At 39.4% G+C, this 22,829-nt stretch carries 24 protein-coding genes and 1 tRNA gene; 18 read left to right on the top strand and 7 right to left on the bottom strand.

What is annotated here, in order from left to right; genetic code table 11:
• Positions 1-20: 20 nt before the first annotated feature.
• On the top strand, positions 21-1,064 hold the full coding sequence (recA, locus tag AsFPU1_RS06125; protein WP_124973921.1) for a recombinase RecA: 1,044 nt from the start codon (positions 21-23) through the stop codon (positions 1,062-1,064).
• Positions 1,065-1,107: 43 nt separating this feature from the next.
• On the opposite strand, the gene AsFPU1_RS06120 is transcribed toward recA, so the two are convergent.
• Complete coding sequence (locus tag AsFPU1_RS06120; RefSeq protein WP_124973919.1) at positions 1,108-1,593, bottom strand: PEP-CTERM sorting domain-containing protein; 486 nt, start codon at positions 1,591-1,593, stop codon at positions 1,108-1,110.
• A gap of 164 nt (positions 1,594-1,757) precedes the next feature.
• Here AsFPU1_RS06120 and AsFPU1_RS06115 point away from each other — a divergent pair, with 164 nt between their 5' ends.
• Both AsFPU1_RS06115 and AsFPU1_RS06110 read left to right on the top strand, forming a co-directional pair.
• Positions 1,758-1,976, top strand: coding sequence for a type II toxin-antitoxin system HicA family toxin (locus AsFPU1_RS06115; protein WP_124973917.1), 219 nt, complete (start codon positions 1,758-1,760; stop codon positions 1,974-1,976).
• A complete protein-coding gene (locus tag AsFPU1_RS06110) occupies positions 1,963-2,181 on the top strand; it encodes a type II toxin-antitoxin system HicB family antitoxin (protein ID WP_124973915.1) in 219 nt (72 codons plus the stop codon). Before AsFPU1_RS06115 ends, AsFPU1_RS06110 begins: the two co-directional genes overlap by 14 nt.
• Here AsFPU1_RS06110 and AsFPU1_RS06105 read toward each other — a convergent pair.
• Positions 2,161-2,739 (bottom strand): cadherin repeat domain-containing protein, encoded by a 579-nt coding sequence (locus AsFPU1_RS06105; RefSeq protein ID WP_227873474.1) that lies wholly within the window; start codon positions 2,737-2,739, stop codon positions 2,161-2,163. The genes AsFPU1_RS06110 and AsFPU1_RS06105 overlap by 21 nt on opposite strands.
• 302 nt (positions 2,740-3,041) lie before the next feature.
• Between AsFPU1_RS06105 and AsFPU1_RS06095 the strand changes: the two genes are divergently transcribed.
• The 9 genes from AsFPU1_RS06095 (at position 3,042) to AsFPU1_RS06045 (ending at position 13,469) form a co-directional block, all read left to right on the top strand.
• The gene (locus AsFPU1_RS06095; protein WP_124973913.1) at positions 3,042-3,398 is read left to right on the top strand and encodes a hypothetical protein; all 357 of its coding nucleotides are present in this window, start codon (positions 3,042-3,044) and stop codon (positions 3,396-3,398) included.
• Between the two features lie 619 nt (positions 3,399-4,017).
• Positions 4,018-5,055, top strand: coding sequence for a class II fructose-bisphosphatase (glpX, locus tag AsFPU1_RS06085; protein WP_124973909.1), 1,038 nt, complete (start codon positions 4,018-4,020; stop codon positions 5,053-5,055).
• Between the two features lie 348 nt (positions 5,056-5,403).
• Positions 5,404-6,690: a glutamyl-tRNA reductase gene (locus AsFPU1_RS06080; RefSeq protein ID WP_124973907.1), complete on the top strand. Its 1,287-nt coding sequence runs from the start codon at positions 5,404-5,406 to the stop codon at positions 6,688-6,690.
• A gap of 702 nt (positions 6,691-7,392) precedes the next feature.
• Positions 7,393-8,568 carry an RNA-guided endonuclease InsQ/TnpB family protein gene (locus tag AsFPU1_RS06070; RefSeq protein WP_124973903.1) on the top strand — a complete coding sequence of 392 codons (1,176 nt, stop codon included), beginning with the start codon at positions 7,393-7,395 and terminating at the stop codon, positions 8,566-8,568.
• Between the two features lie 47 nt (positions 8,569-8,615).
• Positions 8,616-9,749: a helix-turn-helix domain-containing protein gene (locus AsFPU1_RS06065; RefSeq protein ID WP_124973901.1), complete on the top strand. Its 1,134-nt coding sequence runs from the start codon at positions 8,616-8,618 to the stop codon at positions 9,747-9,749.
• A gap of 400 nt (positions 9,750-10,149) precedes the next feature.
• Entirely contained in the window at positions 10,150-11,988 is a 1,839-nt protein-coding gene (locus AsFPU1_RS06060; protein ID WP_124973899.1) for an EAL domain-containing protein, read from the top strand.
• Positions 11,989-12,032: 44 nt separating this feature from the next.
• Complete coding sequence (locus AsFPU1_RS06055; RefSeq protein ID WP_124973897.1) at positions 12,033-12,710, top strand: energy-coupling factor ABC transporter ATP-binding protein; 678 nt, start codon at positions 12,033-12,035, stop codon at positions 12,708-12,710.
• A 72-nt stretch (positions 12,711-12,782) separates the two neighbouring features.
• Positions 12,783-13,316, top strand: a complete 534-nt coding sequence (locus AsFPU1_RS06050) for an NYN domain-containing protein (RefSeq protein WP_124973894.1) — start codon at positions 12,783-12,785, stop codon at positions 13,314-13,316.
• Positions 13,317-13,396: 80 nt separating this feature from the next.
• A tRNA-Glu gene (locus AsFPU1_RS06045) sits at positions 13,397-13,469 on the top strand.
• A gap of 88 nt (positions 13,470-13,557) precedes the next feature.
• On the opposite strand, the gene AsFPU1_RS06040 is transcribed toward AsFPU1_RS06045, so the two are convergent.
• Positions 13,558-14,637 carry a J domain-containing protein gene (locus AsFPU1_RS06040; protein WP_124973892.1) on the bottom strand — a complete coding sequence of 360 codons (1,080 nt, stop codon included), beginning with the start codon at positions 14,635-14,637 and terminating at the stop codon, positions 13,558-13,560.
• A gap of 316 nt (positions 14,638-14,953) precedes the next feature.
• On the opposite strand from AsFPU1_RS06040, the gene AsFPU1_RS06035 reads away from it, so the two are divergent.
• Entirely contained in the window at positions 14,954-15,607 is a 654-nt protein-coding gene (locus AsFPU1_RS06035) for a methyltransferase family protein (protein WP_124973890.1), read from the top strand.
• Here AsFPU1_RS06035 and AsFPU1_RS06030 read toward each other — a convergent pair.
• The gene (locus AsFPU1_RS06030; RefSeq protein ID WP_124973888.1) at positions 15,591-16,304 is read right to left on the bottom strand and encodes a 5'-methylthioadenosine/S-adenosylhomocysteine nucleosidase family protein; all 714 of its coding nucleotides are present in this window, start codon (positions 16,302-16,304) and stop codon (positions 15,591-15,593) included. The two genes, AsFPU1_RS06035 and AsFPU1_RS06030, sit on opposite strands and share 17 nt — an antisense overlap.
• Positions 16,305-16,404: 100 nt before the next feature.
• Between AsFPU1_RS06030 and AsFPU1_RS06025 the strand changes: the two genes are divergently transcribed.
• Both AsFPU1_RS06025 and AsFPU1_RS06020 read left to right on the top strand, forming a co-directional pair.
• Positions 16,405-17,466, top strand: coding sequence for an ABC transporter ATP-binding protein (locus AsFPU1_RS06025; protein WP_124973886.1), 1,062 nt, complete (start codon positions 16,405-16,407; stop codon positions 17,464-17,466).
• 165 nt (positions 17,467-17,631) lie between these two features.
• Positions 17,632-18,090 carry a PPC domain-containing protein gene (locus AsFPU1_RS06020; RefSeq protein ID WP_124973884.1) on the top strand — a complete coding sequence of 153 codons (459 nt, stop codon included), beginning with the start codon at positions 17,632-17,634 and terminating at the stop codon, positions 18,088-18,090.
• Here the strand turns inward: AsFPU1_RS06020 and cobS are convergent.
• Entirely contained in the window at positions 18,080-18,865 is a 786-nt protein-coding gene (cobS, locus tag AsFPU1_RS06015) for an adenosylcobinamide-GDP ribazoletransferase (RefSeq protein WP_124973882.1), read from the bottom strand. The genes AsFPU1_RS06020 and cobS overlap by 11 nt on opposite strands.
• Before the next feature lie 309 nt (positions 18,866-19,174).
• Here cobS and AsFPU1_RS06010 point away from each other — a divergent pair, with 309 nt between their 5' ends.
• A complete protein-coding gene (locus tag AsFPU1_RS06010) occupies positions 19,175-19,630 on the top strand; it encodes a hypothetical protein (protein WP_124973880.1) in 456 nt (151 codons plus the stop codon).
• 153 nt (positions 19,631-19,783) lie between these two features.
• Here the strand turns inward: AsFPU1_RS06010 and AsFPU1_RS06005 are convergent, their stop codons facing one another.
• Positions 19,784-20,380 (bottom strand): nitroreductase family protein, encoded by a 597-nt coding sequence (locus tag AsFPU1_RS06005; protein ID WP_124973878.1) that lies wholly within the window; start codon positions 20,378-20,380, stop codon positions 19,784-19,786.
• A gap of 8 nt (positions 20,381-20,388) precedes the next feature.
• The gene (locus AsFPU1_RS06000; protein ID WP_124973876.1) at positions 20,389-21,294 is read right to left on the bottom strand and encodes an AEC family transporter; all 906 of its coding nucleotides are present in this window, start codon (positions 21,292-21,294) and stop codon (positions 20,389-20,391) included.
• A gap of 199 nt (positions 21,295-21,493) precedes the next feature.
• Between AsFPU1_RS06000 and grpE the strand changes: the two genes are divergently transcribed.
• Both grpE and AsFPU1_RS22985 read left to right on the top strand, forming a co-directional pair.
• Positions 21,494-22,228 carry a nucleotide exchange factor GrpE gene (grpE, locus tag AsFPU1_RS05995; protein WP_124973874.1) on the top strand — a complete coding sequence of 245 codons (735 nt, stop codon included), beginning with the start codon at positions 21,494-21,496 and terminating at the stop codon, positions 22,226-22,228.
• Between the two features lie 229 nt (positions 22,229-22,457).
• Positions 22,458-22,733 carry a helix-turn-helix domain-containing protein gene (locus AsFPU1_RS22985; protein ID WP_227873473.1) on the top strand — a complete coding sequence of 92 codons (276 nt, stop codon included), beginning with the start codon at positions 22,458-22,460 and terminating at the stop codon, positions 22,731-22,733.
• Positions 22,734-22,829 lie beyond the last annotated feature (96 nt).

The following is a 22,829-nucleotide window of genomic DNA, read 5'->3' as shown; positions in this document are numbered from 1 at the left end:
AAAGACATATTGAGGCGTTAATGGCGACTATTACCAACAATCCTGACAAAGAAAAGGCGTTAAGCTTAGTTTTAACTCAAATTGAGCGAAATTTCGGAAAAGGCTCCATTATGCGCCTGGGAGATGCCGCTAATATGCGGGTAGAGACCATTTCCAGTGGTGCTTTAACCCTAGATTTAGCCTTGGGAGGAGGACTCCCCAAAGGACGGGTTATTGAGATTTACGGGCCCGAAAGTTCCGGTAAAACTACTTTGGCCCTTCATGCGATCGCAGAAGTACAAAAAGCCGGAGGAGTAGCGGCATTTGTCGATGCAGAACACGCCCTCGATCCTACTTATTCTGCAGGTTTAGGGGTGCAAATTGACAATTTATTGGTAGCGCAACCCGATAATGGGGAATCTGCCCTAGAAATCGTCGATCAGTTAGTACGCTCATCTGCCGTTGATATTGTGGTCATCGACTCTGTAGCAGCTTTAGTTCCCCGGGCCGAAATTGAAGGAGAAATGGGAGATACTCAAGTTGGGTTACAAGCGCGTCTAATGAGTAAAGCTTTGCGCAAAATTGCCGGAAATATTGGTAGATCTGGCTGTGTTGTCATTTTTCTCAACCAATTACGGCAAAAAATCGGGGTAACTTATGGCAGTCCCGAAGTCACCACAGGAGGAAACGCCTTAAAATTTTACGCCTCAGTTCGTTTAGATATTCGTCGCATTCAAACTCTCAAAAAAGGTACCGAGGGAGAATATGGAATTCGCGCTAAAGTCAAAGTAGCTAAAAATAAAGTAGCCCCTCCCTTTCGTATTGCCGAATTTGACATTATTTTTGGCAAAGGTATTTCACAAATGGGCTGTATGTTAGATTTAGCAGAACAAACCAATGTGGTCAATCGGAAAGGAGCTTGGTATAGTTATAACGGTGATAATATTGCTCAAGGACGAGATAACGCTATTAAGTATCTTGAAGAAAATCCCAAAGTGGCTGAAACCATAGAGAAAGAAGTGCGGGAAAAATTAGAATTAGGCGCGCTTAGTTTTGCTATTTCTCAAACCGATGAAGAAGAATAAATTAGCCTAACTTTAGGGAAAATAAGCGGGGGAATAAAGCAATTTATTTCCCTTTAGTCTTCAGCAAAACTCCAAAAACTGAAGCTGTAATAACGCCCAAAATTGTCAAGGGTTCGGGGACAAATTCAGGGGTAATAGAAATGGGTTGAGTAAATTGATTAGGTGTTGTTAAACTAACGAAAGTTCCATCGGCAAAACCTGTTTGAGATAAGTCAATATTTAAACTTAAACTAGAATCACCTGAATTAATAGCTTTGAAGTACATTAAACTAAAGGTTTCAAGTTGATTGATTCCCAGGGGTGAACCGATACCAAAACTAGGTAGAGAAGCACCTCCTAAGTTAGTAATTGACCCGTTATTATTATTCAATATTCCCGTTCTTCCTAAAGGGAAAGTAGTCGGCAAAAGAGGACTAATTAGAGAAGTAGGTGTAAAAGAATTATCAATATTTTGCAGTTGATTTGGATTAAAAAACAGACTAATATTACTGCTAGTAATTCCTACTGCATCGTTACGAATATCTCCCATTAACACTTCTAATGCTTGACTAAAAGCATTAGAAGTATTAATGAGTCGTAAAAAAGATAAAATTAAATATCCTTCTCCTTTATCTATGTCTTATGAGGAAGTCGAGGCGATTTTTATTGATAAAATCAAGCAAATAACAGATTAACTCTATTAATTAACAAAAAATGCCTAAAAAAGTTAGAGAGTTAAAGCAAATGCTTCGCCAAATTGGTTTTATTCAAAAACCAGGAAAAGGTAGTCATACAAACTGGGTACATTCTTTATATTCTGGTAAAATAACTGTTTCTGGAAAAGACAGTGCAGATGCAAAGCTTTATCAAGAAAAAGAAGTAAAACGGGCAATTCAAGAAGTTAAGAGGAAGCAAGAAAATGGAACAGATTAAATATCGCATGATCATTCAATGGTCTGATGAAGATAATTGTTTTTTGGTAGCATTACCTGATTTTCCTGGGCAATATTGGCGCACTCATGGAGATACTTATGAGGAAGCTGTTGCTAATGGAAAAGAGGCTATAGAATCCCTAATTATTGCCTATGAAGCAGATAATGAACCTTTACCTGAACCTTTATTTTGTAGGATGGGTTAGCGATAGCGTAACCCATCTGCTAAAGTTGGCATTTGTGGTAACATTTTGAGCATTGATATTAATACCAGAAATAGCTAAAACATCATTGGTTCCTACTGCTGTATTGGTAATATCAATGAATTGGGTTCGGTCTGCAAAATTGGTACGAACAAACAGGCTATCGGTCGCACCTGTACGGTATTGGGAGAGTTTTGTGCCGAAAGTAACAGCAGTTTTATCTACTACAATAGTTCCCTCATTAACGTTGGTAATATTAACGTTAAAAGTGCGTTCTGTAGATAGTTTAAATCCGTCTGTTGCTTTGACTCCTAATTGATAAGATGTGACCCCACTTTCAAAGTCAATGGTATTCGCACCTGCTTGAGTAAGGGTAATTTCTCCGGTGGTAGCATTGATGGCAAAAAGGTTATTTCCTGAACCATCTTTAGGAGAGGTACTTAAGCTAAAGGTGGGGGTTTGTCCGTAAGCGTCATCGGTTGCTTCGACTAAGTTTCCGGCGACAACTATGGTTCCTACTGCACTTCTTTCTGCTAGGTTGACGTTATTAATGGTACTCACAATACGAGCATCATTAATGATATAATTCGAGTATCTGAAATTTTAGAAGAATACAAAGACAGTCGTATTGATTTTGTTGATGCAACTGTAATGGCGATCGCTGAAAGGCTCAAAATTACTCTTGTATTAACATTAGATCAGCGAGATTTTAGATTATTTAGACCTAAACATTGTCAAAGTCTTGAGATTTTGCCATAATAAGTGTTATAAGTAATTATAGATCAATTAATCATCCCAAAAAGAGCCTGCTTTGTGCTATAATGAAAGTGCAATTAAAACTTATATTTAATAGTAAAAACGGCATGAATGATGTAGAATTATGCCAGTATTTAATGGAAAAGTTAGGCATCTTATCTCCAGATGAACTTAATTTAATATGGCAATTTATTGATAATTTAACTCAGGAAAAAGCGTCAAACAAATCTGATAATTACCTAATAGAAAAAGCATTAAAAAAATGGCAATTTTTAATTAAAAATAACCAAGAAATGGAAAATAAAAATCCTTTAAGTGAAAATGAGATTAAGATAATTTGCCAGTTTTTAGGTCAAGCAAATCAATCTCGTCCGGTAGGATTAGCTAAAGAAGAATTTGCTGTTCCCGATGATTTTAATAACCCCTTACCTGATGAAGTTTTAGACTTGTTTTATCCGCAATGAGATTGTTACTAGATACACACATTTTTCTTTGGTTAATTAGTGATAATTCTCGCTTGTCGAATAACTTGTGCGGTCAGATAAAAAATAGTAATAATGAAGTTTTTCTAAGCGTTATATCTGTTTGGGAATGCGTTATCAAGTATCAGTTAGGCAAATTAAATTTTCCTGAGCATCCTGACTTATATCTTCCCAAAAAAAGGAAACAGCATTTATATAATTAATAGTTTGGTTATTGATGAAAAAGCATAGTACATTTAAAAGATTTGCCACTCCTTCATAAAGATCCTTTTGACCGTCTTTTAATGTGTCAAGCTTTACAACATGATTTAACGATAGTTACTGAAGATAATGCAATTTTAGCTTATCCTAACTTGCAGTTTTTGTGAGTATGAAGAAAGGACATAAACCCTATTGTTCACATTCCCCAAAAATATACTTTCCTTGTTAATTAGGATTATTAACTAATAAAATCTCGAATCTAGGCAAAATGATACAAAAATTAACCTAACCACTCCTGGCCAAAATTTTAATGTGATCCCCCACTCTGATAGACTTTTGACTGAGGTTAAAAAACACCACGCCAGGGCCATAAGATAAGCAGATAGGGAGGATACATACCTTGGAAAGTACATTAGGATTAGAGATCATCGAAGTTGTAGAAAAAGCGGCGATCGCATCTTCTAAATGGATGGGGAAAGGCGAAAAAAACATCGCTGACCAAGTGGCCGTAGAAGCCATGCGCGAACGTATGAACCAAATTCATATGCGAGGCCGTATCGTCATTGGAGAAGGAGAACGAGATGAAGCTCCTATGCTTTATATTGGCGAAGAAGTAGGTATTTGCACCCGTGAAGATGCAGCAGCCTTCTGTAACCCTGACGAACTAATTGAAATTGACATCGCCGTTGACCCCTGCGAAGGAACAAACTTAGTCGCTTACGGACAAAATGGCTCCATGGCAGTATTAGCCATCTCTGAAAAAGGCGGTTTATTTGCTGCTCCTGACTTTTACATGAAAAAATTAGCCGCCCCCCCAGCAGCAAAAGGTCATGTTGATATTAATAAGTCTGCCACTGAAAACCTGAAAATCTTAGGAGACTGTTTAGAACGCAATGTTGAAGAATTAGTAGTAGTGGTGATGGACCGTCCCCGTCACAAAGAACTAATTCAAGAAATTCGTCAAGCTGGCGCAAGAGTTCGTCTGATCAGTGATGGTGACGTTTCTGCTGCCATTTCCTGCGCCTTTTCGGGAACCAACATTCATGCTCTGATGGGCATTGGTGCGGCTCCTGAAGGAGTAATTTCTGCCGCCGCTATGCGTTGTTTAGGCGGTCACTTCCAAGGACAATTAATTTATGATCCTGAAGTGGTTAAAACCGGACTCATTGGGGAAAGCAAAGAGGGCAACCTCGCTCGTCTCAAAGAAATGAAGATTAATAACCCGGATCAGGTTTACAATTCTGATGAATTAGCAAGTGGTCAAACCGTTCTGTTTGCGGCTTGTGGTATTACCCCAGGAACCCTGATGGAAGGAGTCCGTTTCTTCCATGGAGGAGCCAGAACTCAAAGTTTGGTCATCTCCAGTCAGTCTCAAACAGCCCGTTTTGTTGATACTGTTCATCTGTTTGGTCAACCCAAGCATATTAACCTTCACTAAGACCTCATCCTCTGGGTTCTTCTTGTTACGGTTGATTAATTAGACTGATGCCGCCATACCCTCTGTAGGGGCTTAATACCATTAAGCCCTAAAATTAACCCCATACTCAGGGGTTTTGCGTCAGTTGTGCGCAAGTCTCACCCTAACTGATGAGTCAGGGTGGGTTCTCTCCCTCTTGAAACTTCCGAAAATAAATGAAATTAAGTTTTTCTTGAAGTTTCATAAATTTTTTTTTCAAACTCTTTATGATAGTGTCACATTGGGTCTAAATTGCAAAAATTGGAGCATAAATTATTTGTATTTTTCAATTTTTCACCAACGCAAGACCAAACCCTTTTAGGAGAACACATGAATATTGCAGTAGTGGGACTGAGCCATAAAACAGCCCCCGTCGAAGTCCGTGAAAAGCTGAGTATTCAAGAAGGCAAGCTTGAAGAAGCCCTCGCCCATTTAAAGGGTTATCCTCATATTGAAGAAGTAGCTATTATCAGCACTTGTAACCGTTTAGAAATTTACGCCGTTACCAGTGACACAGAAAAAGGCGTGGTCGAAATCACCCAATTTCTCTCAGAAATTAGCCATCTTTCCCTTAACTATTTACGACGTTATCTCTTTATTTTGCTTCATCAAGATGCAGTGCGTCACCTAATGCGCGTCTCTGCCGGGTTAGAAAGTCTGGTGTTAGGAGAAGGGCAAATTTTAGCCCAAGTTAAAACTACTCACAAATTAGGACAAAAATATCAAGCGATCGGACGACTCCTCGATCGCCTGTTTAAACAAGCCATGACCGCCGGAAAACGGGTTCGCACTGAAACCAGTATCGGCACCGGAGCAGTATCTATCAGTTCCGCAGCCGTCGAATTAGCCTATACTAAGGTGGCAGATTTAAGCTCCCGTCGCATTAGTATTATCGGGGCCGGTAAAATGGCTCGCCTGTTAGTACAACATCTGATAGCTAAAGGAGCCACCCAGATAACCATTGTTAACCGTTCTCAACATCGTGCCGAAGAATTAGCCCATCAATTTCCTCAAGCTCAACTACAACTGACTCCTCTCAAAGAAATGATGACAGTGGTGGCTGCTTCTGATATTGTCTTTACCAGTACAGGAGCCACAGAACCAATTTTACATCGGGAAAATCTCACCACTGTTCTAGAAAGTTATCAATCTTTGATGTTGTTTGATATCTCAGTTCCCCGAAACGTGGCCGCTGATGTCCACGAAATGGAGAAGGTTGAGTCTTATAATGTGGATGATTTAAAGGCCGTAGTCGCTCAAAATCATGCCAGTCGTCGTCAAATGGCTCAAGAAGCAGAGGGGTTATTAGAGGAAGAAGTAGAAGCCTTTGAATTATGGTGGCGTTCCTTAGAAACTGTTCCTACTATTAGTTGTTTACGTACTAAAGTCGAGAGTATCAGGGAACAGGAGTTAGAAAAAGCTCTTTCTCGGTTAGGCACAGAATTTGCCGAAAAACATCAAGAAGTTATTGAAGCTTTAACCAGAGGTATCGTTAATAAAATTCTCCATGAACCAATGGTACAGTTACGCGCACAACAGGATATTGAAGCTCGTAAACGTTGTCTTGAGTCACTGCAAATGTTATTTGATCTTGATGTAGAACAACAGTTTGGTTAAATTACATTCTTATTTTTGGTCGGGTAGACATTGTCTATCCGATTTTTTATCAGAAAATGTAGGGGCGAAGACCCTAGGAGTCACGCATTGACAAATTAGGTCAAATATGTATTCCTTGGTTAGAGACAGCGATCGCTACATGAAAGCAACCACTAAAAATTCTCTAATAATCACCTTTCGCTATCAATAAATAAGGTCAAACTCATTTTAGTTTATATCATCAATACTTAATGTTCCACCTATAAGTTCAATATATTGTTTACCAAAATGGTAAACTAAAATATACTTCTATTGATGGACATTACCTTCGCTGACGGCAAACTTCAGAAGCTCTGCGAGCAACAATCGGTAGCCCAAAAGAAATTGGGCCAAGTGTGTGCTCGTAAACTTCGCTCTCGCCTGGCTGACCTTGCTGCTGCGGGGTCAGTATGGGAGCTGGTGTCAGGGCGACCGCATCCCTTAAAAGGGGATCGTGCTGGAGAGTTTGCTGTAGACCTAGAAGGTGGGAAACGACTCGTCTTCAAACCAGCTAATACCCCTATCCCTGAAAACGAGGAGGGAAGTATTGATTGGTCGAAGGTCACAGAGATCCTCGTCGTTCCTCCTACGCGGTTTACCCGTAGGAGGAACGACGACCGACTTTAGTCGGCGTGTCATTCTAGATTTTTATGTTATCCTACACTCGGTGAGTTTTTAAGGTCAATGAAACAAGTCTTAACCTTAGTTGTCAAGCTTCAACCTACGTCAGAGCATCGTCAATTGTTAGACGATACTGCTAAGGCATTTGCTGATGCTTGTAACTACATTAATCAGAATGTTAAGGCTAATTTGACCAATAGAAACTCAATTCAAGCAGTTTGTTATCAAGATGTTAAAGAGCGTTTTGGGCTAACCGCTAATCATGTTGTTAGATCTTGTGCTAGAGTCGGTGCAAATCGTTTAACTGCTAAACATAAAGGTAAGACAGTTAAAGGGTTTAAGCCTACCAGTTTTGATTGTGATACTCGAACTTTTCGATTTATTGAAGATGGTTATTTAGTTGGTATTAGTACAATCGGAAAACGAATTAAAATTCCTATGAGAGTAAGTAACTATCATATAGGAAAACTATCAGGTCAAAATCCCACATCAGCGCAAGTTTGTCAACATAAAAACGGTGATTGGTATATTCATATTCAAATCAAGAATGATGTCCCAAAACCCATTAACACTAATAATGTAATAGGAGTAGATTTTGGCAGACGTGACATCGCTGTTACCAGTACAGGAAAGTCATGGTCTGGAAAAGAAATTCAAGATAAAAGAGACAAATTCAATCGGGTTCGAGCTTCTCTCCAGAAAAAAGCTACCCAAGGCACAAGGTCAACACGGCGTAGATGTCGTCAAATTTTGCAACGGTTATCGGGTAGAGAGAGACGCTATCAAGCGTGGTTAAACCACAATATATCAAAAGCTATTATTAGCGAGGCCAAGCAATCTCAATCCATTGTTGCTATTGAAGACTTAACGGGTATTCGAGAAAGAACTAACCAAAAACCAAGAAATAAAACTGAACGAAGACGAGCTAATTCTTGGGCGTTTTATCAGTTAAGAACTTGTCTTGAATATAAAGGAATTAAAGAAGGGATTGAAGTCATCGCAGTTAACCCTGCTTATACATCGCAAACGTGCCATTGTTGTCTGCATATTGGACTGAGAAATAATAAGTCCTTTAAGTGTAGCACTAAAGCTTGTGGATGGATTGGGGATGCTGATGAAAATGGCTCGTTAATGATAGCTTTAGTGGGGCAGAGTGTAAGACTGCCTAGAGGTTCAAATTTATTGGCTTGCCCAGTAGATTTAGGGCTACAAAAAGCCCACGACTTAGCGATAGCGTAGTCGTGGGAATCTTACTCGCGTCTGTATCGTTTTTATAGGGGACTACCATGACTGAACTTACACACCCCTTTACCCCTGATTGGGTCTCTCCTCCAGGTGATACTATTCTGGATCTGTTAGAGGAACGCGATTGGACGCAGGCCCAACTGTCAGAGCGTCTGGGGTACACGACAAAACACATAAGCCAACTGATTAACGGCAAAGCACCGATCCATGAGGAAACTGCGCTTAAGTTAGAACGGGTACTAGGAAGTACTGCCGGATTCTGGCTCAATCGAGAGGCTCAGTACCGCGCTCAACTTGCCAAGATGGAGGAGCAAGATCGTTTAGAGGACTGGAACCCCTGGTTAGATGAACTGCCAGTAAAGGATATCATGCAGCAAGGGGTAATCCCAAAACGTCGAATCGATGCTAAGAATAAACCTGGCATCGTCAGAGATATGCTGCACTTCTTTGGCGTTGCGTCACCAGATGACTGGCGAACCTTCTATGTTGGGATGGAGTGTGCCTTTCGTCGAACGCGAGAGGCTCAAAGTAATGTAGGAGCGATCTCAGTATGGATTCGCCAAGGGGAAATTATTTCCGAACGGCTCGATTGCCCGAAGTACAATAAGTGGAAATTTGAGAAGGCGGTACGACAGATTCGCACCCTCACAGAGTTAGACCCGCAGGAATTCAGACCCGCAATGGAGAAACTCTGCCGGGAAGCGGGGGTGGTATTTGTACTTGTACCGTCAATTCCACGGGCGCACGTGAGCGGGATGGCTCGGTGGCTCAATCCCCATAAGGCGATGATTCAGCTATCGCTCTATGGCAAGCAGAACGACCGCTTCTGGTTTACCTTCTTCCACGAAGCGGCTCACATTCTGCTTCATGACAAGAAGGATATTTTCTTAGATGAGTGGGATGGAGGAGTAAAACTGCCCTCACAGCAAGAAGAGGAAGCAGACCTCTGGGCACGAGAGTTTTTAATTCCGCCGCAGTATGACGCGGAACTACCTAGGTTAAAATCGAAGCATGCTGTAGTTGAATTTGCCAAGCGGCTTGGGATTCATCCCGGCATTGTAGTGGGACGGCTTCAGCATGAACAGTTGATTAAGCCGACCTGGATGAATGCCTTGAAAGTAAGTCTCACCGACCTTCGGTCGAGGGAACAGGCAACAGGCAACAGGCAACAGTAAAGATTTTTGGTGGGATGAGGAAATGGTTGGCTGTTCGTTCTCTCGACTTTCCCTAGGGTCGCCAAGCCCCGCCCCCGACTCGACGATTGCGTTGGGCGGGGTAAAAATCCGAGATCAACGCCTTCACAGATGCGGCGTTGCCTATTCCCTGTTGCCTTTAAATCTTGCACCAAGAAAAGTTGATACCAATTCTCGAAACTATGACTACAGATCAAGTTCTCGTCTTAAAAAATAACCTATTGTACAACTTTTTTGAGCATTATTTCAGTCTTGTGATCAATCTCACAGATAGTTATGATCTTGATCAAACCGATCTAAAGTAATTGGAAAGATAATTATTTACATAATCCTTAACCCATCTTTAAACTGTCTTCTCAACTTTTTAAAGTCCCTAAAAATAATGATACCTCCATCCCGTGCTATCAATCATATCTTAGTAATTGAAGATAAAAAATATCAACAAACCATCTCTTTAGAAAAAGATGTTTATTCTCTTGGCAGACATCCGAAAAGTTCAATTGTTATTTATTCGGAACAAGTGTCTCGTCTTCATGCTACTGTTATGCGCCGAAAAAGTAGTGACAATTATGAATATTCTTATTGGATTTTGGATGGGGATCTCGACGGAAATAAAAGTCGTAATGGCATTTATATTAACGGACAAAAATGTATCGTACAAGAACTCAAACATGGAGACTTAATTAACTTGGGAGGAGAAGTAAAAGCCACTTATCATGCGGTTAATGATTCGTCTAATATACTCATTAAAATCACTTCCCTAAAGACGATAAATATACAAGAAAATACCATTAGTGCAACCGCCTCCCCTATCTATAATTCCCTATCTTCTCCAGGGTTTTCTCAAGGATTATTGATGATTTCAGAATCTCATCTCGAAAACTCTCATATTCAAAGTTTAATTGTTAAACGTACCATAAATGGTCAAGAATGTCAAGATACCCTAACTAAGTTACCCAATCGAAAACTTTTCACAGAATATTTGTCTATTGCTCTTAAAAATGCCAAACAAAGTCACTCTTTAATGGCAGTTGTTTTAATTAAAATTAATAATTTTGATAATATCAATCAAACCTTCGGCTATTTAATTGGTGATAATTTATTAGTATGGTTAGCAGAACACCTTAAATCAACCCTTCGTTCTAGCGATATTGTCTCTCGTTGGAATAAAGATCAATTTGCTATTCTTTTGTCGAAAGTAAACTATCTAGATAATGTTCATAAAATTAGTCAAAGACTTCTTAATAGTCTGTGTCAGTCCCTGGAAATATCAGGTCATCAAATACAATTAGATAGTAGTTTAGGATTAGCCATTTATCCCCAGGATGGACAAATCTACAAGATTCTGATCAAAAAAGCCGAATTTTCTCTATTAGTTCATAAACAAAAAAAACAAAATAATATTCCCTCTAAAAGCTTAAAAATTGATCCTAAAAACACTAAATTATTGAAGGCAAAGATGGTCTTAGAAAAAGCAGTAAAACAAGATCAATTTTTGCTTTATTATCAACCCCAAATCAAAATTCAAACCGGAGAAATATCAGGTGTAGAAGCCCTTATTCGTTGGCAACATCCAACATTCGGCAAAATACTACCTCAAAACTTCATTCCTCTGGCTGAACAAACAAACGTCATTAAATCCTTAGATCAATGGGTACTTAAAAATGCCTGTATTCAAAATAAAATTTGGCAAAGTATCGGACTACCTTGTCTTCCCATATCTGTTAACTTGTCTCCTCAACAATTAATTAATCCTGATTGTGTTAATATGATAGCTCAGATATTAAAAGAAACAGAACTTGAACCCCGATGGCTAGAGTTAGAAATAACTGAAAAAGCTCTCCTACTAAATCCGGCGAAAGCTCAAGAAGTTTTATTAGAACTCAGAAAAATGGGAATTCATCTATCAATGGATGATTTTGGTATCGGTTATTCTTGCTTAAATCATCTTAATGACTTTCCCTTTGAAACTATAAAAATTTCTCAATTACGAGTTCAAAATCTCTCAAATATTCCCAAAAGTATCGCCCTTATTTCGGCAGCTATTACATTAGGAAATAGTTTAGATCTCAGAGTCGTAGCTGAAGGAGTCGAAACCCAGACTCAACTAGATTTATTGCAAAGTTTAGACTGTAAAGAAATGCAAGGATATCTATTTAGTGAACCCCTCACAGAAGGAGACGTAACTGAACTTTTATTGTTAGAACAAGGCAAACTCTGAAACTTCAGGTTAAACTTAAAGGTTTAGCCCACAACTTAGCCTAAATGACTAATAGTGCCATTCAAGTTCAAGATTTAAGCTTCCGTTGGCAGGAAAACGCCTCTGTACTCCAATCTTGCTCTTTAAGCGTCCCTGAAGGAGAATTTTGGATGTTATTAGGAACTAACGGCAGTGGAAAATCAACCCTGTTACGACTATTAATGGGACTCCTAACCCCTCAAAGCGGAACTATCTATATGAACCCTCCTGTGGGGTTCGTCTTCCAAAACCCTGATCGTCAGCTAGTTATGCCGACAGTTGGGGCTGATATTGCTTTTGGGTTAGTCCAAGAAAATTTAACCCCCTCTCAAGTGCGTCAGCGCGTCGCAGAAGCCCTCAGTGCGGTTAATCTTCTAGAATTAGAACGCCGCCCTATTTATGCCCTCAGTGGGGGACAAAAACAACGGATCGCTATTGCTGGTGCGATCGCTCGTCATTGTAATGTTCTTCTACTGGATGAACCTACAGCCTTACTAGATCCTGATACTCAACTGGAACTGGTGGCCCAGGTACAACGTCTGGTTAAAAGTCGAGGTCTAACCGCCCTTTGGGTGACTCATCGCTTAGAAGAGTTAAATTATTGTGATGGGGCTTTTTTATTGCAAGGGGGCCAAGTCGTTGATAAAGGCGATCCTCAAACCCTTAAGGCCAGATTGTTAGAAACAAATTCTCCAAAAGCCTAAATATTTTGTTAAAATTAGATAATTCTCAATTTCAGCAGAATCATTGATTGTCTATGATGACCCTTAAAAATAATGCCTACTTCTCATTATCCTTTATTACTTGTAGACGGCTATAACATTATTGGTAGTTGGACTTGTCTCAAAAAAACCCGCGATCACCACGGACTAGAACTGGCACGTCAGGAGTTGATAGAAGCCCTAATTAACTACACTGCCCATCAAGGTTTTCACACTCAGGTCGTCTTTGACTCCCAATACCAAAAAACCCCCAGTTCTTTAGAAAATCATTCCCCTAATTTATCCATATATTTCACAGCCTGGACGCAAACGGCTGATACTTACATTGAAAAGGTCTGTGCGTCTTTTTTTCGCCGAATAGTTCCTTCTCCCCCTCGTATAATTGTCGCTACATCCGATCGTGATCAACGCTTAACCGTCGTCGGATACGGGGCAGAATGGATGTCCGCCCAAGGCCTGGCTAATGACGTGGAACTGTCTACCCGTCAGGTTAAACAAAAACAACGATCAAATCAACGTACCCCCGGCCGTTTTTTGTTTAATTGCCTCGATTCCAAGTCCCAAGAACGTTTAGCCCAATGGCGATAATGAATCTTAAAAAAAATATTCTGACCTATTGACTTTTTCGGAATTTAGGGGTAAAGTAATAAAGGTGAAAAAAAAAACAAGCCCCCATCGTCTAGTGGCCTAGGACACCTCCCTTTCACGGAGGCGACAGGGATTCGACTTCCCTTGGGGGTATTCCCAAAATAATAATAGTCAAGTCTGAAGTTTGGTGGAAAATCAGTTGTCCCACCTAAACTACAAACCTGTATGATTAATTAGAAGATTAAAGTTCTAGTCTCAAAAGTTCTTCTAATAACATCTCTAACATTTCTTCTTCTTTTTCCTGGCTATGATTAGCCTTGGAACTAGGTCCTTGTAAAAACTGTTTAAGGGTTATTTTTTTATCACGAAAATTTTGCACAAAGTCACGAATATTTTCAATACCTTTAACTTGATTTTCTAGGGATGAGAGAATTTCTCCAATAGCATCAATGCCTTCTTTTTGACAAGCGCGATAATCTTTGACCATTTCACCTTCAGGGGTATTTCGAGCGATTCTAAGTTCTTTTTTAAGGGTTTCGTATTGATTTTTGAGAAGTTGATTATCTCTTTCTCGTTGAAGACATAGCCGTTCAATTTCGCTAACTGTCGCGTTTTTCATATCAATTTCTTCTTGAAGATGATGTTGTCTTTCAATTTCTAGGAGTCGGGCAATATCTCCTTCTTGATAAGCGCGGTTAAGTTCCTTCATAATCTCATTATGGTGCATTTTTGTTTCGCTGTCCATAACCTTATCTGGGTGAAACATAGAGGCTAATTTGAGAAATGTTTGTCGAATCTGACGAGACTCTGGAGATTTTTCTGAACGTTCTGAGGAGAAGTCATCAAAATTCTCTTGATGAGAATTTTGAGCATTTTTGTTAAAGAAATTTTCTTCTTCGTTTGGGTTAAATTCATCTGATGAGTTATTGAAAACATCATCAAGTTCTTCATCTTCATCATCTTCATCGAATTTGGGGCTGAGTAGTCCCATATATTGAAGGGAATGATAAACACCAAGAATATCTTTTTGACTTTTTTTGCCAAATTTTTTCTTAGTTAAAATATCTTCAAACAGACCATGAATTTCGGTGTCAAGTTCGATAAGTTTTTTGTATAGAGGGTTTCCTCTCTGAAAAATTTCCGTGGCCAGGGAACGCATTTCATGAAGGAATTTTTTAAGTTCAGTACGTTTTCTTTTGATTTGTTTGAGTAGCCATTTATGTTCTTCTTCAAGAATTTGACGACGTTCATGAAAGGAAGAAACCGCTAAAGAAGTAGTCGAGACTGACGGTGATGGACGCTTGGCTGAAAATGGTGGCATAAAGATTAAAGTTGCGCTATCTTATTAATTATACTAACTGTTGGTGTTTAGCGTTGCAATAAAATTGATAATGAGATACTATTTATAGAGACTTTTCATAAGTTCTGATAAGTACAACAAACTCGGTATTCTTCAACTATTGAACAGATCCAGAATGTGCTACTCTAAGAACTACCCAATCTAATTTCAGTTACCAGTTACTACCGCAAACAAGTCGGTAGCTTGAAGCAACGAAGATTTTTATTTCTATTACCTTCTTCCTTAATAAATTTCTCACTGCTTCATAATTTATTATCTCAATATTCTTGGAATCAAAATGAAAATTAAACATCCTATTAACCTCCATAAAGCATTAACTTTTGCCTTTGTTTTTGGGTTAATGTTCCTCTATCAAAACTTTAATATTGCTGCTTGGGTTTATTTATCCCTACACGGCACTTATGGTATTTTATGGCTGCTAAAAGACAGAATTTATCCCGATAAAAGTTGGGAAGAAGAAATTCCAATTGGAACGGGAATAGTGACTTTTGTGACGGTAGGATTATATTGGGTTGCTCCGTTTATTTTGATTAGTCAAAGAATAGAAGCTTCCCCCCCGTTAATAGCTGTTGTAATTGCTATAAACTTGTTAGGGGTGTTTCTTCACTATAGTAGTGATGCTCAAAAATATTATACCCTTAAGTATCAACCTGGATTGATTACAGAGGGATTTTTTGCTCGCTGTCGTAATACTAATTATCTCGGAGAATTTTTAATCTATACTAGCTTGGCTTTGTTAACTCAACATTGGCTACCTTTTGTTATTTTAGGCTTTTTTGTCACTAGCGTTTTTATGCCAAGAATTCTCAAAAAAGAGCAGTCTTTATCCCGTTATCCTGAGTTTGCTACCTATCAAGCTAATTCGGGTTTACTCTTTCCTAAATTTTGGTTAACTAACTCTCAAGAATCTGTCATTAATCAACGGTCATAAACAAATCTCTAGCAACTTGTTCTAGCCGTTTTAATCCTTGTAAAGAACTGCGGATTAAATCAAGAGAACTTAAAGGATTTTTGAGCATTTGACGGGCTAAAATGAAATTATTTAATGTTCCATTTTCGTTAAAAGCTGGCGTTAAATCCGGTAAATTTTGCTCACAATTATCACTAATTACACGCACCATAACAACTGGAATATTTGAGTGTTTACAAAACTCTAAAACCCCTATTCCTTCCATATCTACCACATCCACTTGATATTCTTTTCCTAATAAATATTTTTGAGTTCCTAACCCAATTAAGCGATCGCTGCTAATACCTCGTACCCAGGATATTTTATCCCCTAACTGATGCAACACCAACTCAATCAATTCTTGATCAAAATGTTGCCATTCCCTGACTTTTTCCTCCTTAAAATAACCACACTCCCCATACAGAACCCCATCTCCCACACCATATTTAGGGGATAAACTGCCTCCTAACCCCATTACCATAATGCCTCTAGGACGCTTATCAAGAAAGTTTTGAGATTGTCCCCAATCTTGTAAATAGCGGCTTAATGGTTTAATTCCCGCAGGAATCTGGCGAATTTGTAAATGAGAAGGAAAGGGATAAATTCCTCGACACACCGCCTTATATTCCGCCCCTTGAGGCACCAAAATTGTATCAATACTGCTGATAATGGGATTCATCTTGTTAGATCCTTGTATTTGATAAAAGCTATGTTATTCTTGAGAAAGATTCTTATTTACTTACAAGAGGAATGTCCCTCAATTTAACTCACATATAACCATGACCAATCCTGTCATTCTTCAGCTTGATCAAATTATCAAACAATTTGCTCATCATCCTGTTCCGGCCGTTAACCAAGTCAGTTTAACCCTAACCCAAGGAGAAATTTTAGGGTTACTTGGCCCCTCTGGCTGTGGTAAAACTACCTTATTACGCATCATTGCCGGGTTTGAAAACCCCTCATCAGGAACGGTTGAATTAGCTGGTCAAATCATCGCAGGTTCTCGATGTTGGTTGCCTCCAGAACAACGCAATACAGGAATGGTATTTCAAGATTATGCCTTATTTCCCCATCTCACCATCGCAGAAAACATTGCTTTTGGGTTAAAGAGTAAAAAAGAACGTTTCAGTAAATTCGATATTAAACAACGCATTGCCGAAGTTTTAACCTTAGTGGGACTCTCAGGGTTAGAAAAACGCTATCCTCATGAATTATCTGGGGGTCAACAACAAAGGGTCGCTTTAGCAAGAGCTTTAGCCCCTCAACCTGCGTTAATTTTATTAGATGAACCCCTTAGTAATTTAGATGTACAAGTCCGGTTAAGATTAAGACACGAAATTCGGCATATTCTCAAAGCAACGGGTATTTCTGCCATTTTTGTCACCCATGATCAAGAAGAAGCTCTCGCTATTTGTGACAAAATTGCAGTGATGTCTCAAGGGAAGGTGGAACAACTGGGAACCCCTGAAGATATTTATACTCGTCCTACCTCCCGTTTTGTGGCAGAATTTGTCACTCAAGCTAATTTTATTCCGGCCCAACGTCGGGGTAAAATCTGGACAACCGAAATTGGTCAATGGGAAATTTCGGCCGCTTCTGGGGTTAATAGTTGTCCAGAAGGAGATTTAATGGTCAGACAAGAGGATATTTGTCTAAAACCTGATGAAAATGCTGAAGTTATTATCAGCGATCGCCAGTTTTTAGGACGAGAATACCGTTATTGTCTGAGAACCCCCTCTGGTAGTCAACTTCATGCACGGACAACCTTAAGTACCCAACTCCCCATCGGAACCAGGGTTAAATTGGCGATCGCACCTCATGCACCCCAAATTTTCCCTTAACGTTCTTTTTGATCATGCTTGAAGTCCCCCGTTACCTGTCTTCTGACTTGGCGACTTCATTAACGCGATCGCTATTAGCATTAATTTTTATACTACTCCTATAGGACTTTCTTGAAGTGCGGAATATAGGATAATGGATGGCGTTTTATCATTAACCCCTATTTTATGATCCCCACTTGTCGTAAATCTTGGTCAAGTCCTCTTTTTTTAGCCATCGTCTCTTTGATTTTGGGACTTAAGACGTTACCCATGCAAGCACAGACACGGTTCTATTCTCCTATCCCTCTGGGAACCAATAATGATATATCAGATACCCTCACAGTCAATGATATTCCTACCGGAGAAGGAGGTTTTGCTCGTGATTATCAGGTACAACTTGAAGCAGGGGATCAAGTGGCCATTGATTTAGTCTCAGAGGAATTTGACAGTGTGTTGTTATTATTGGCCTCTGATGGTTCAACCGTAGCAGAAAATGATGACGGCCCCGATGGGTCTACTAATTCTCTGTTATTTGCTCGAATTAACGAAAATGGGAAGTATATTATTCGAGTTCGAGCTTTTGGAGAAACAGGTGGCGGTAAATTTACCTTAAAAGTGTCTCGTTTGCGTCCTGTTAAAAAGTAAGATCACGACTTAAACTACACAGAATCAAGGCTTCTGTCCATTCTACTACTGCACCGTATGTGTCCCCTGTATGTCCCCCTAAACGGCGATAAAACCAAAATCCTATCCCCAGGGCTAGAATACACCCCATAATCACACTTTCTAGGCCTAATCGCCATTTTTGCTGATGGAATGCTATCCAAACTCCCGTTATTACCAGTAAAGTGATTAAACCCCAGAGTAAATCTTCGGGTAATTTTATCTGTTGTTTGTGAAATGCTCCTTTTCCTGTTGGTTTAAGATAGGGATAAAAGGCGATCGCGCCTACCTGTCCCCATCTTCCCCAACCGGCCGCTATCATGATAATTAAGCCGCGATCGCTTGATATCTGACTCAAAGCTATGGTTTTTAAGCCTAAAACAACAATGGCGGCCATCACCCCAAAGGCCCCTGTAACACTATCTTGCATCACCGCTAATCTTCTAGTTGTATCTGTTACCCCTAACCCATCGGCCGTATCTACCACTCCATCGAGATGAAGTCCTCCTGTCAGTTTCAACCACAAAGCGACTATTAACCCACTCCTGACAGGAAGGGGAAATCCCAGATAATTGAGTATTTCATCAAATAAGCCTAATATTGCCCCTAAACCAACTCCTACCATTGGGGCCCAGCAAGCAATACGGTTAAATTCTAGGGGCCAGTGTGAAGGCAGAGGAATGATAGTATAAAATACGAGCGCACCTAGGAAAGAGTTAAACCAATGTTTCAATATGTTAAGAATTTTTCGGAACATTAAGATTTGAGTAAGTTATTGCTCAGTGAAACTTTAAGAAATTAGCTAAGGATATTAGGTTAAGATTATTTTATAGCCTTACTCACTCCTCTCCTAAATCAGCAACCAGCCATACCGCTACGCGCAAGGCAAAAGGCAATGGTTCGACTTCGCATTTATCGAGCGCAGTCGAGATGCACTAAACCGAAGGCAAAAAGCAAAAGTTGACTGCCAACTTGGGTTACTGCTTTTACTAATGTCCTAACCTTAATGCGTAGTTCTATATATATCCTAAGCTGAATTAATCGTCGCACTTAAAGGCAGTTTCTAATGAGTTACGACCCAACCTCACAGCCCTTACCTGCTCCTTGTATTATAGATCTTGGCCTTATTGTTAATAATGAGGACATTCGCAGAATCTTAAATGATTTAGGACGGGTTCATTATATCCATACCCTCGATGAACAGTTACAGACTGAAGGGGAGGGGTGGATTGTTGAAGTGTTTAGTGATCCCCATCAAGCAACGATTGTGGCAAATCGCTCTCTTTATTTGAATGTCCAAAGTTTCGATTACTTACAACTGTATCGCTCTCCCACTCAAGAAACCTATTTTGATTTAATTCAGGATAACCGTCGTCTAAGACTAATTCCTGTTACTCAATCTTCCCAAACTCAACCGAGTGAGAATAATTTGGATGCAGCAACTCTCGAAGCTATGGTTACTCAAGTTTTAGCCGCTAGATGGGATGTTCAGTTAGATAACGATGATGATTGTCCTTTCTAAATTTAGGGTTTGTTTGCCTATTTTTGTGAGGAATGATTCATTAATACAACTAACAATGGACAATTACATCTCACTAGAAGATAGAGGTTTTAAACCTGAATTGTCAATTATCAATCCCTTGGGAAGACCTATTTTTTTTTGTGTTATTTTTGATTAATCAAAATAGGTGTTTCCCCAATCATTTTTAAACACCAAGTCGTCTAAAGGTTGACGATTTCGGGGAGAGTTTTGTCTTTGTTGAAGCTCAGGGTCTAGGTCATTAATATTTCCTGGATACCCAATAGCGATCGCGGCAACTGGAGCAAATCCTTGGGGAATGTGATAAATTTCTTGAGTTTTTTCTACGAGAAACCCTCCCATTTGATGGACACATAATCCTAAAGATTGTGCTTGTAGGGTTAGATTTCCCATTGCTAATCCTACATCATGAAAAGCATGACGATTAGGTTTATCATTATGGCTAAAGTTTAATTTAGCTACAGAAATCAGCAAAATAGATGCATTTTTCGCCCAAACTTGGTTAGCTTCTACGATACAACTAAGGAGTTTTTCATAGTTTTTTACTTGATCTTTAGTAGCAATAATAAAACGCCAAGGTTGTTCATTATAACAAGAAGCGGCCCATCTTGCAGCTTCTAATAAACTGCCGATTTTTTCCGGTTCAACTAAACGAGAATCAAAAGCGACTGGACTCCAACGATATTTAATTAAATCGTGGATAGGATAGTTCGTATTAGCCGGTTTTTCCATGATAATTATTAATGGTTAATGGTTAATTGTGCTGAGGCCCATAATATCATAGGTAAGGTCAAAAAACTCAGTAAAGTGGTCACTAAAATGGTGCGAGCGACACGAGGAGTATCACCGCCGAATTCTGCCACCAATACTAGAGTATTGACGGCTGTTGGCATAGCACTTTGTATGATTAAGACTTGTAAATCTAAGCCTTGTAAATGAAGAAATTGACCAATAGTAAGTGCCACTAAAGGGCCAATTAATAAACGAAGAAAAGTGGAAATTAATTCATATTTAGCCAGACTTAAACTGGTATTAGCAAGTTCCATTCCTAAAATAATTAGGGCGACAGGAATAGCCGCTTGTCCTAACATTTGTAAAGAGTCTCCTAATTTAAAAGGCAATTCAATATTGTAAAAACGTAACAATAAACCGGCTAACATAGCCCAAATCAAAGGCAATTTAAAAATCAATTTTAAGCTATCTTTAAAACTATTACCAGATAAAAGAGCAGGAGCAATGCCAAACAAAATAATACTAGAACCAATCATATAAATAATAGCCCGTTCTAATCCTGCCGCACCGAGAGCAAAATTGATTAAAGGCAACCCCATATTACCGTTATTAGGATGAAGCGTAGTAGCGATGAGACTTTTACTGGTTAGGGTTGACAAATTGAAGCAGCGACTAAACCCCCAAACTAAAAGATATAAGACTAGAGCGATCAAGAAAACCCCTATTAATAAACCCGTCGCACTTTTAATAGAGATATTGGTACGATAAAGACTATCAGCCACCAAAGCAGGAGCTAAAATATAAACAGTTAATTGGGAGAGAGTTTGAGACTCAAGATTGAGAGTTCGCCCTGCAATAAAACCAATGATAATAATAAAAGCAACAGGAATAATAGCAGGTAAGAGTACACTCATGAGAAAATCAGGAAAATTTGCCACATAAATAAGAATTTTAGAATATAAACCTTAATCTTGTGGGTTTCGTGTCACGGTATAGTCACAATGGGGTACGAGTCCCGTATACTGGTAAAAGACAAGCAAAAAATACAGTTAAACGTAAAAACAAGAGACAATTAAGACAGGACAATCTCTTGAGAATTTAGAGAAACCCATTATGACCAACGAGCAACAGCAACTAGAAAAAACCCTGGAAATCCAAGAAGAGGAGCAAGTTAATAATGCTGCCTCAACAGCAGAAATGGAAGAAAATCTGCAAAATCAGATAGAGACGGGAGAATCTTCTTCAGACACGACTTCTGAACCCCAAGAGACTGAACTCACTCCTGAACAAATCATAACGGTATTAACGGAGGAGATAGTATCATTAAAACAAAAACTAGAAGAACAAAACCAACAATTTGAGCAGTTAAAAAGCAGTCATATCAGATTAACGGCTGAATTTGATAATTTTAGGAAACGTACTGCCAGAGAGAAAAGCGAACTGGAAACTCAAATTAAAGGTCGAACCATTAACGAATTATTATCAGTGGTAGATAACTTTGAACGGGCCCGGGGTCAGATTAAACCATCTAATGATGGAGAAATGGAGATTCACAAGAGTTATCAGAGCGTTTATAAGAATTTGGTAGATAGTCTCAAGCGTTTAGGGGTTTCTCCCATGCGTCCCGAAGGAGAAATCTTTGATCCCCTCTATCATGAAGCAATGTTACGGGAATATACGGACGAATACCCCGAAGGAACCATTATTGAACAATTGGTGAGGGGTTATTTTATCGGAGATCAAGTCTTACGTCATGCTATGGTCAAAGTTGCTGCACCCAAAACTCCAGAAACAATAGAAGCAGCAGAAGTTCAAAACACCGAAGAAGAAAATGCTTCACCGAGTTAGATGGGGAGATTACGCGCAAAACATTGGTTAAGCTTAACAGATAATATAATAATTAAGGAGAAGGATGACTTAGGCACACCTAGAAGCGTTAGCTTCCGCCGCGAGAAGCCTCGCGCTATACTCTTGGGTTAGCGTCGGGACGGCAGTCGCTCAACTTGGGGAGACCCCAAGACCGCGCTGCCTCATGAATCGCGGTCAGCACCTACGATTTGTATGCTAAAATTTTACCATGAGAATAGCATATCAGTACCGACTACGCCCAACTCCTGAACAAACTGCCAGATTTGACAGTTGGCTTCGCCTTTTAAGGTGGCAGTACAACTATCGCCTGGCAGAACGTTTTAATTGGTGGGAACGTAATCGCTGTGATGTTAATTCTTGTCCTGATTGTCAATTAACAATTGATCGGGATTTTAATGCAGCTATCAACATCAAATATAGAGCGGTAGGGCATTCCGTTCTTAAAGCGAACCCTCGTATCCGAATCGATAGATGGAGTTGGTAAGAAGCCCACGAATCAAGTCGGTACTCCGACTTAGCGATGGGAGTATGTCACCAACTTATCCTACTTCTTTGTTGTTAATGCATATGATTATAGTGA

The organism is Aphanothece sacrum FPU1, assembly GCF_003864295.1.
In the GTDB taxonomy this organism is placed as follows: Bacteria; Cyanobacteriota; Cyanobacteriia; order Cyanobacteriales; family Microcystaceae; genus Aphanothece_B; species Aphanothece_B sacrum.
Note: the sequence above shows the minus strand (reverse complement) of the source record. Positions and strands in the feature narration are given on the sequence as shown.

Coding starts and splice junctions, on each gene's coding strand:
- AsFPU1_RS06030 (WP_124973888.1), bottom strand. CDS start 16,304: ATGAATCCCATTATCAGCAGTATTGATACAATTTTGGTGCCTCAAGGG.
- AsFPU1_RS06055 (WP_124973897.1), top strand. CDS start 12,033: ATGACTAATAGTGCCATTCAAGTTCAAGATTTAAGCTTCCGTTGGCAG.
- AsFPU1_RS06050 (WP_124973894.1), top strand. CDS start 12,783: ATGCCTACTTCTCATTATCCTTTATTACTTGTAGACGGCTATAACATT.
- AsFPU1_RS06115 (WP_124973917.1), top strand. CDS start 1,758: ATGCCTAAAAAAGTTAGAGAGTTAAAGCAAATGCTTCGCCAAATTGGT.
- AsFPU1_RS22985 (WP_227873473.1), top strand. CDS start 22,458: ATGAGAATAGCATATCAGTACCGACTACGCCCAACTCCTGAACAAACT.
- AsFPU1_RS06010 (WP_124973880.1), top strand. CDS start 19,175: ATGAGTTACGACCCAACCTCACAGCCCTTACCTGCTCCTTGTATTATA.
- recA (WP_124973921.1), top strand. CDS start 21: ATGGCGACTATTACCAACAATCCTGACAAAGAAAAGGCGTTAAGCTTA.
- cobS (WP_124973882.1), bottom strand. CDS start 18,865: ATGTTCCGAAAAATTCTTAACATATTGAAACATTGGTTTAACTCTTTC.
- AsFPU1_RS06020 (WP_124973884.1), top strand. CDS start 17,632: ATGATCCCCACTTGTCGTAAATCTTGGTCAAGTCCTCTTTTTTTAGCC.
- grpE (WP_124973874.1), top strand. CDS start 21,494: ATGACCAACGAGCAACAGCAACTAGAAAAAACCCTGGAAATCCAAGAA.
- AsFPU1_RS06025 (WP_124973886.1), top strand. CDS start 16,405: ATGACCAATCCTGTCATTCTTCAGCTTGATCAAATTATCAAACAATTT.
- AsFPU1_RS06060 (WP_124973899.1), top strand. CDS start 10,150: ATGATACCTCCATCCCGTGCTATCAATCATATCTTAGTAATTGAAGAT.
- AsFPU1_RS06110 (WP_124973915.1), top strand. CDS start 1,963: ATGGAACAGATTAAATATCGCATGATCATTCAATGGTCTGATGAAGAT.
- AsFPU1_RS06005 (WP_124973878.1), bottom strand. CDS start 20,380: ATGGAAAAACCGGCTAATACGAACTATCCTATCCACGATTTAATTAAA.
- AsFPU1_RS06035 (WP_124973890.1), top strand. CDS start 14,954: ATGAAAATTAAACATCCTATTAACCTCCATAAAGCATTAACTTTTGCC.
- AsFPU1_RS06070 (WP_124973903.1), top strand. CDS start 7,393: ATGAAACAAGTCTTAACCTTAGTTGTCAAGCTTCAACCTACGTCAGAG.
- AsFPU1_RS06000 (WP_124973876.1), bottom strand. CDS start 21,294: ATGAGTGTACTCTTACCTGCTATTATTCCTGTTGCTTTTATTATTATC.
- AsFPU1_RS06095 (WP_124973913.1), top strand. CDS start 3,042: ATGAATGATGTAGAATTATGCCAGTATTTAATGGAAAAGTTAGGCATC.
- AsFPU1_RS06080 (WP_124973907.1), top strand. CDS start 5,404: ATGAATATTGCAGTAGTGGGACTGAGCCATAAAACAGCCCCCGTCGAA.
- AsFPU1_RS06040 (WP_124973892.1), bottom strand. CDS start 14,637: ATGCCACCATTTTCAGCCAAGCGTCCATCACCGTCAGTCTCGACTACT.
- AsFPU1_RS06120 (WP_124973919.1), bottom strand. CDS start 1,593: ATGGGAGATATTCGTAACGATGCAGTAGGAATTACTAGCAGTAATATT.
- AsFPU1_RS06065 (WP_124973901.1), top strand. CDS start 8,616: ATGACTGAACTTACACACCCCTTTACCCCTGATTGGGTCTCTCCTCCA.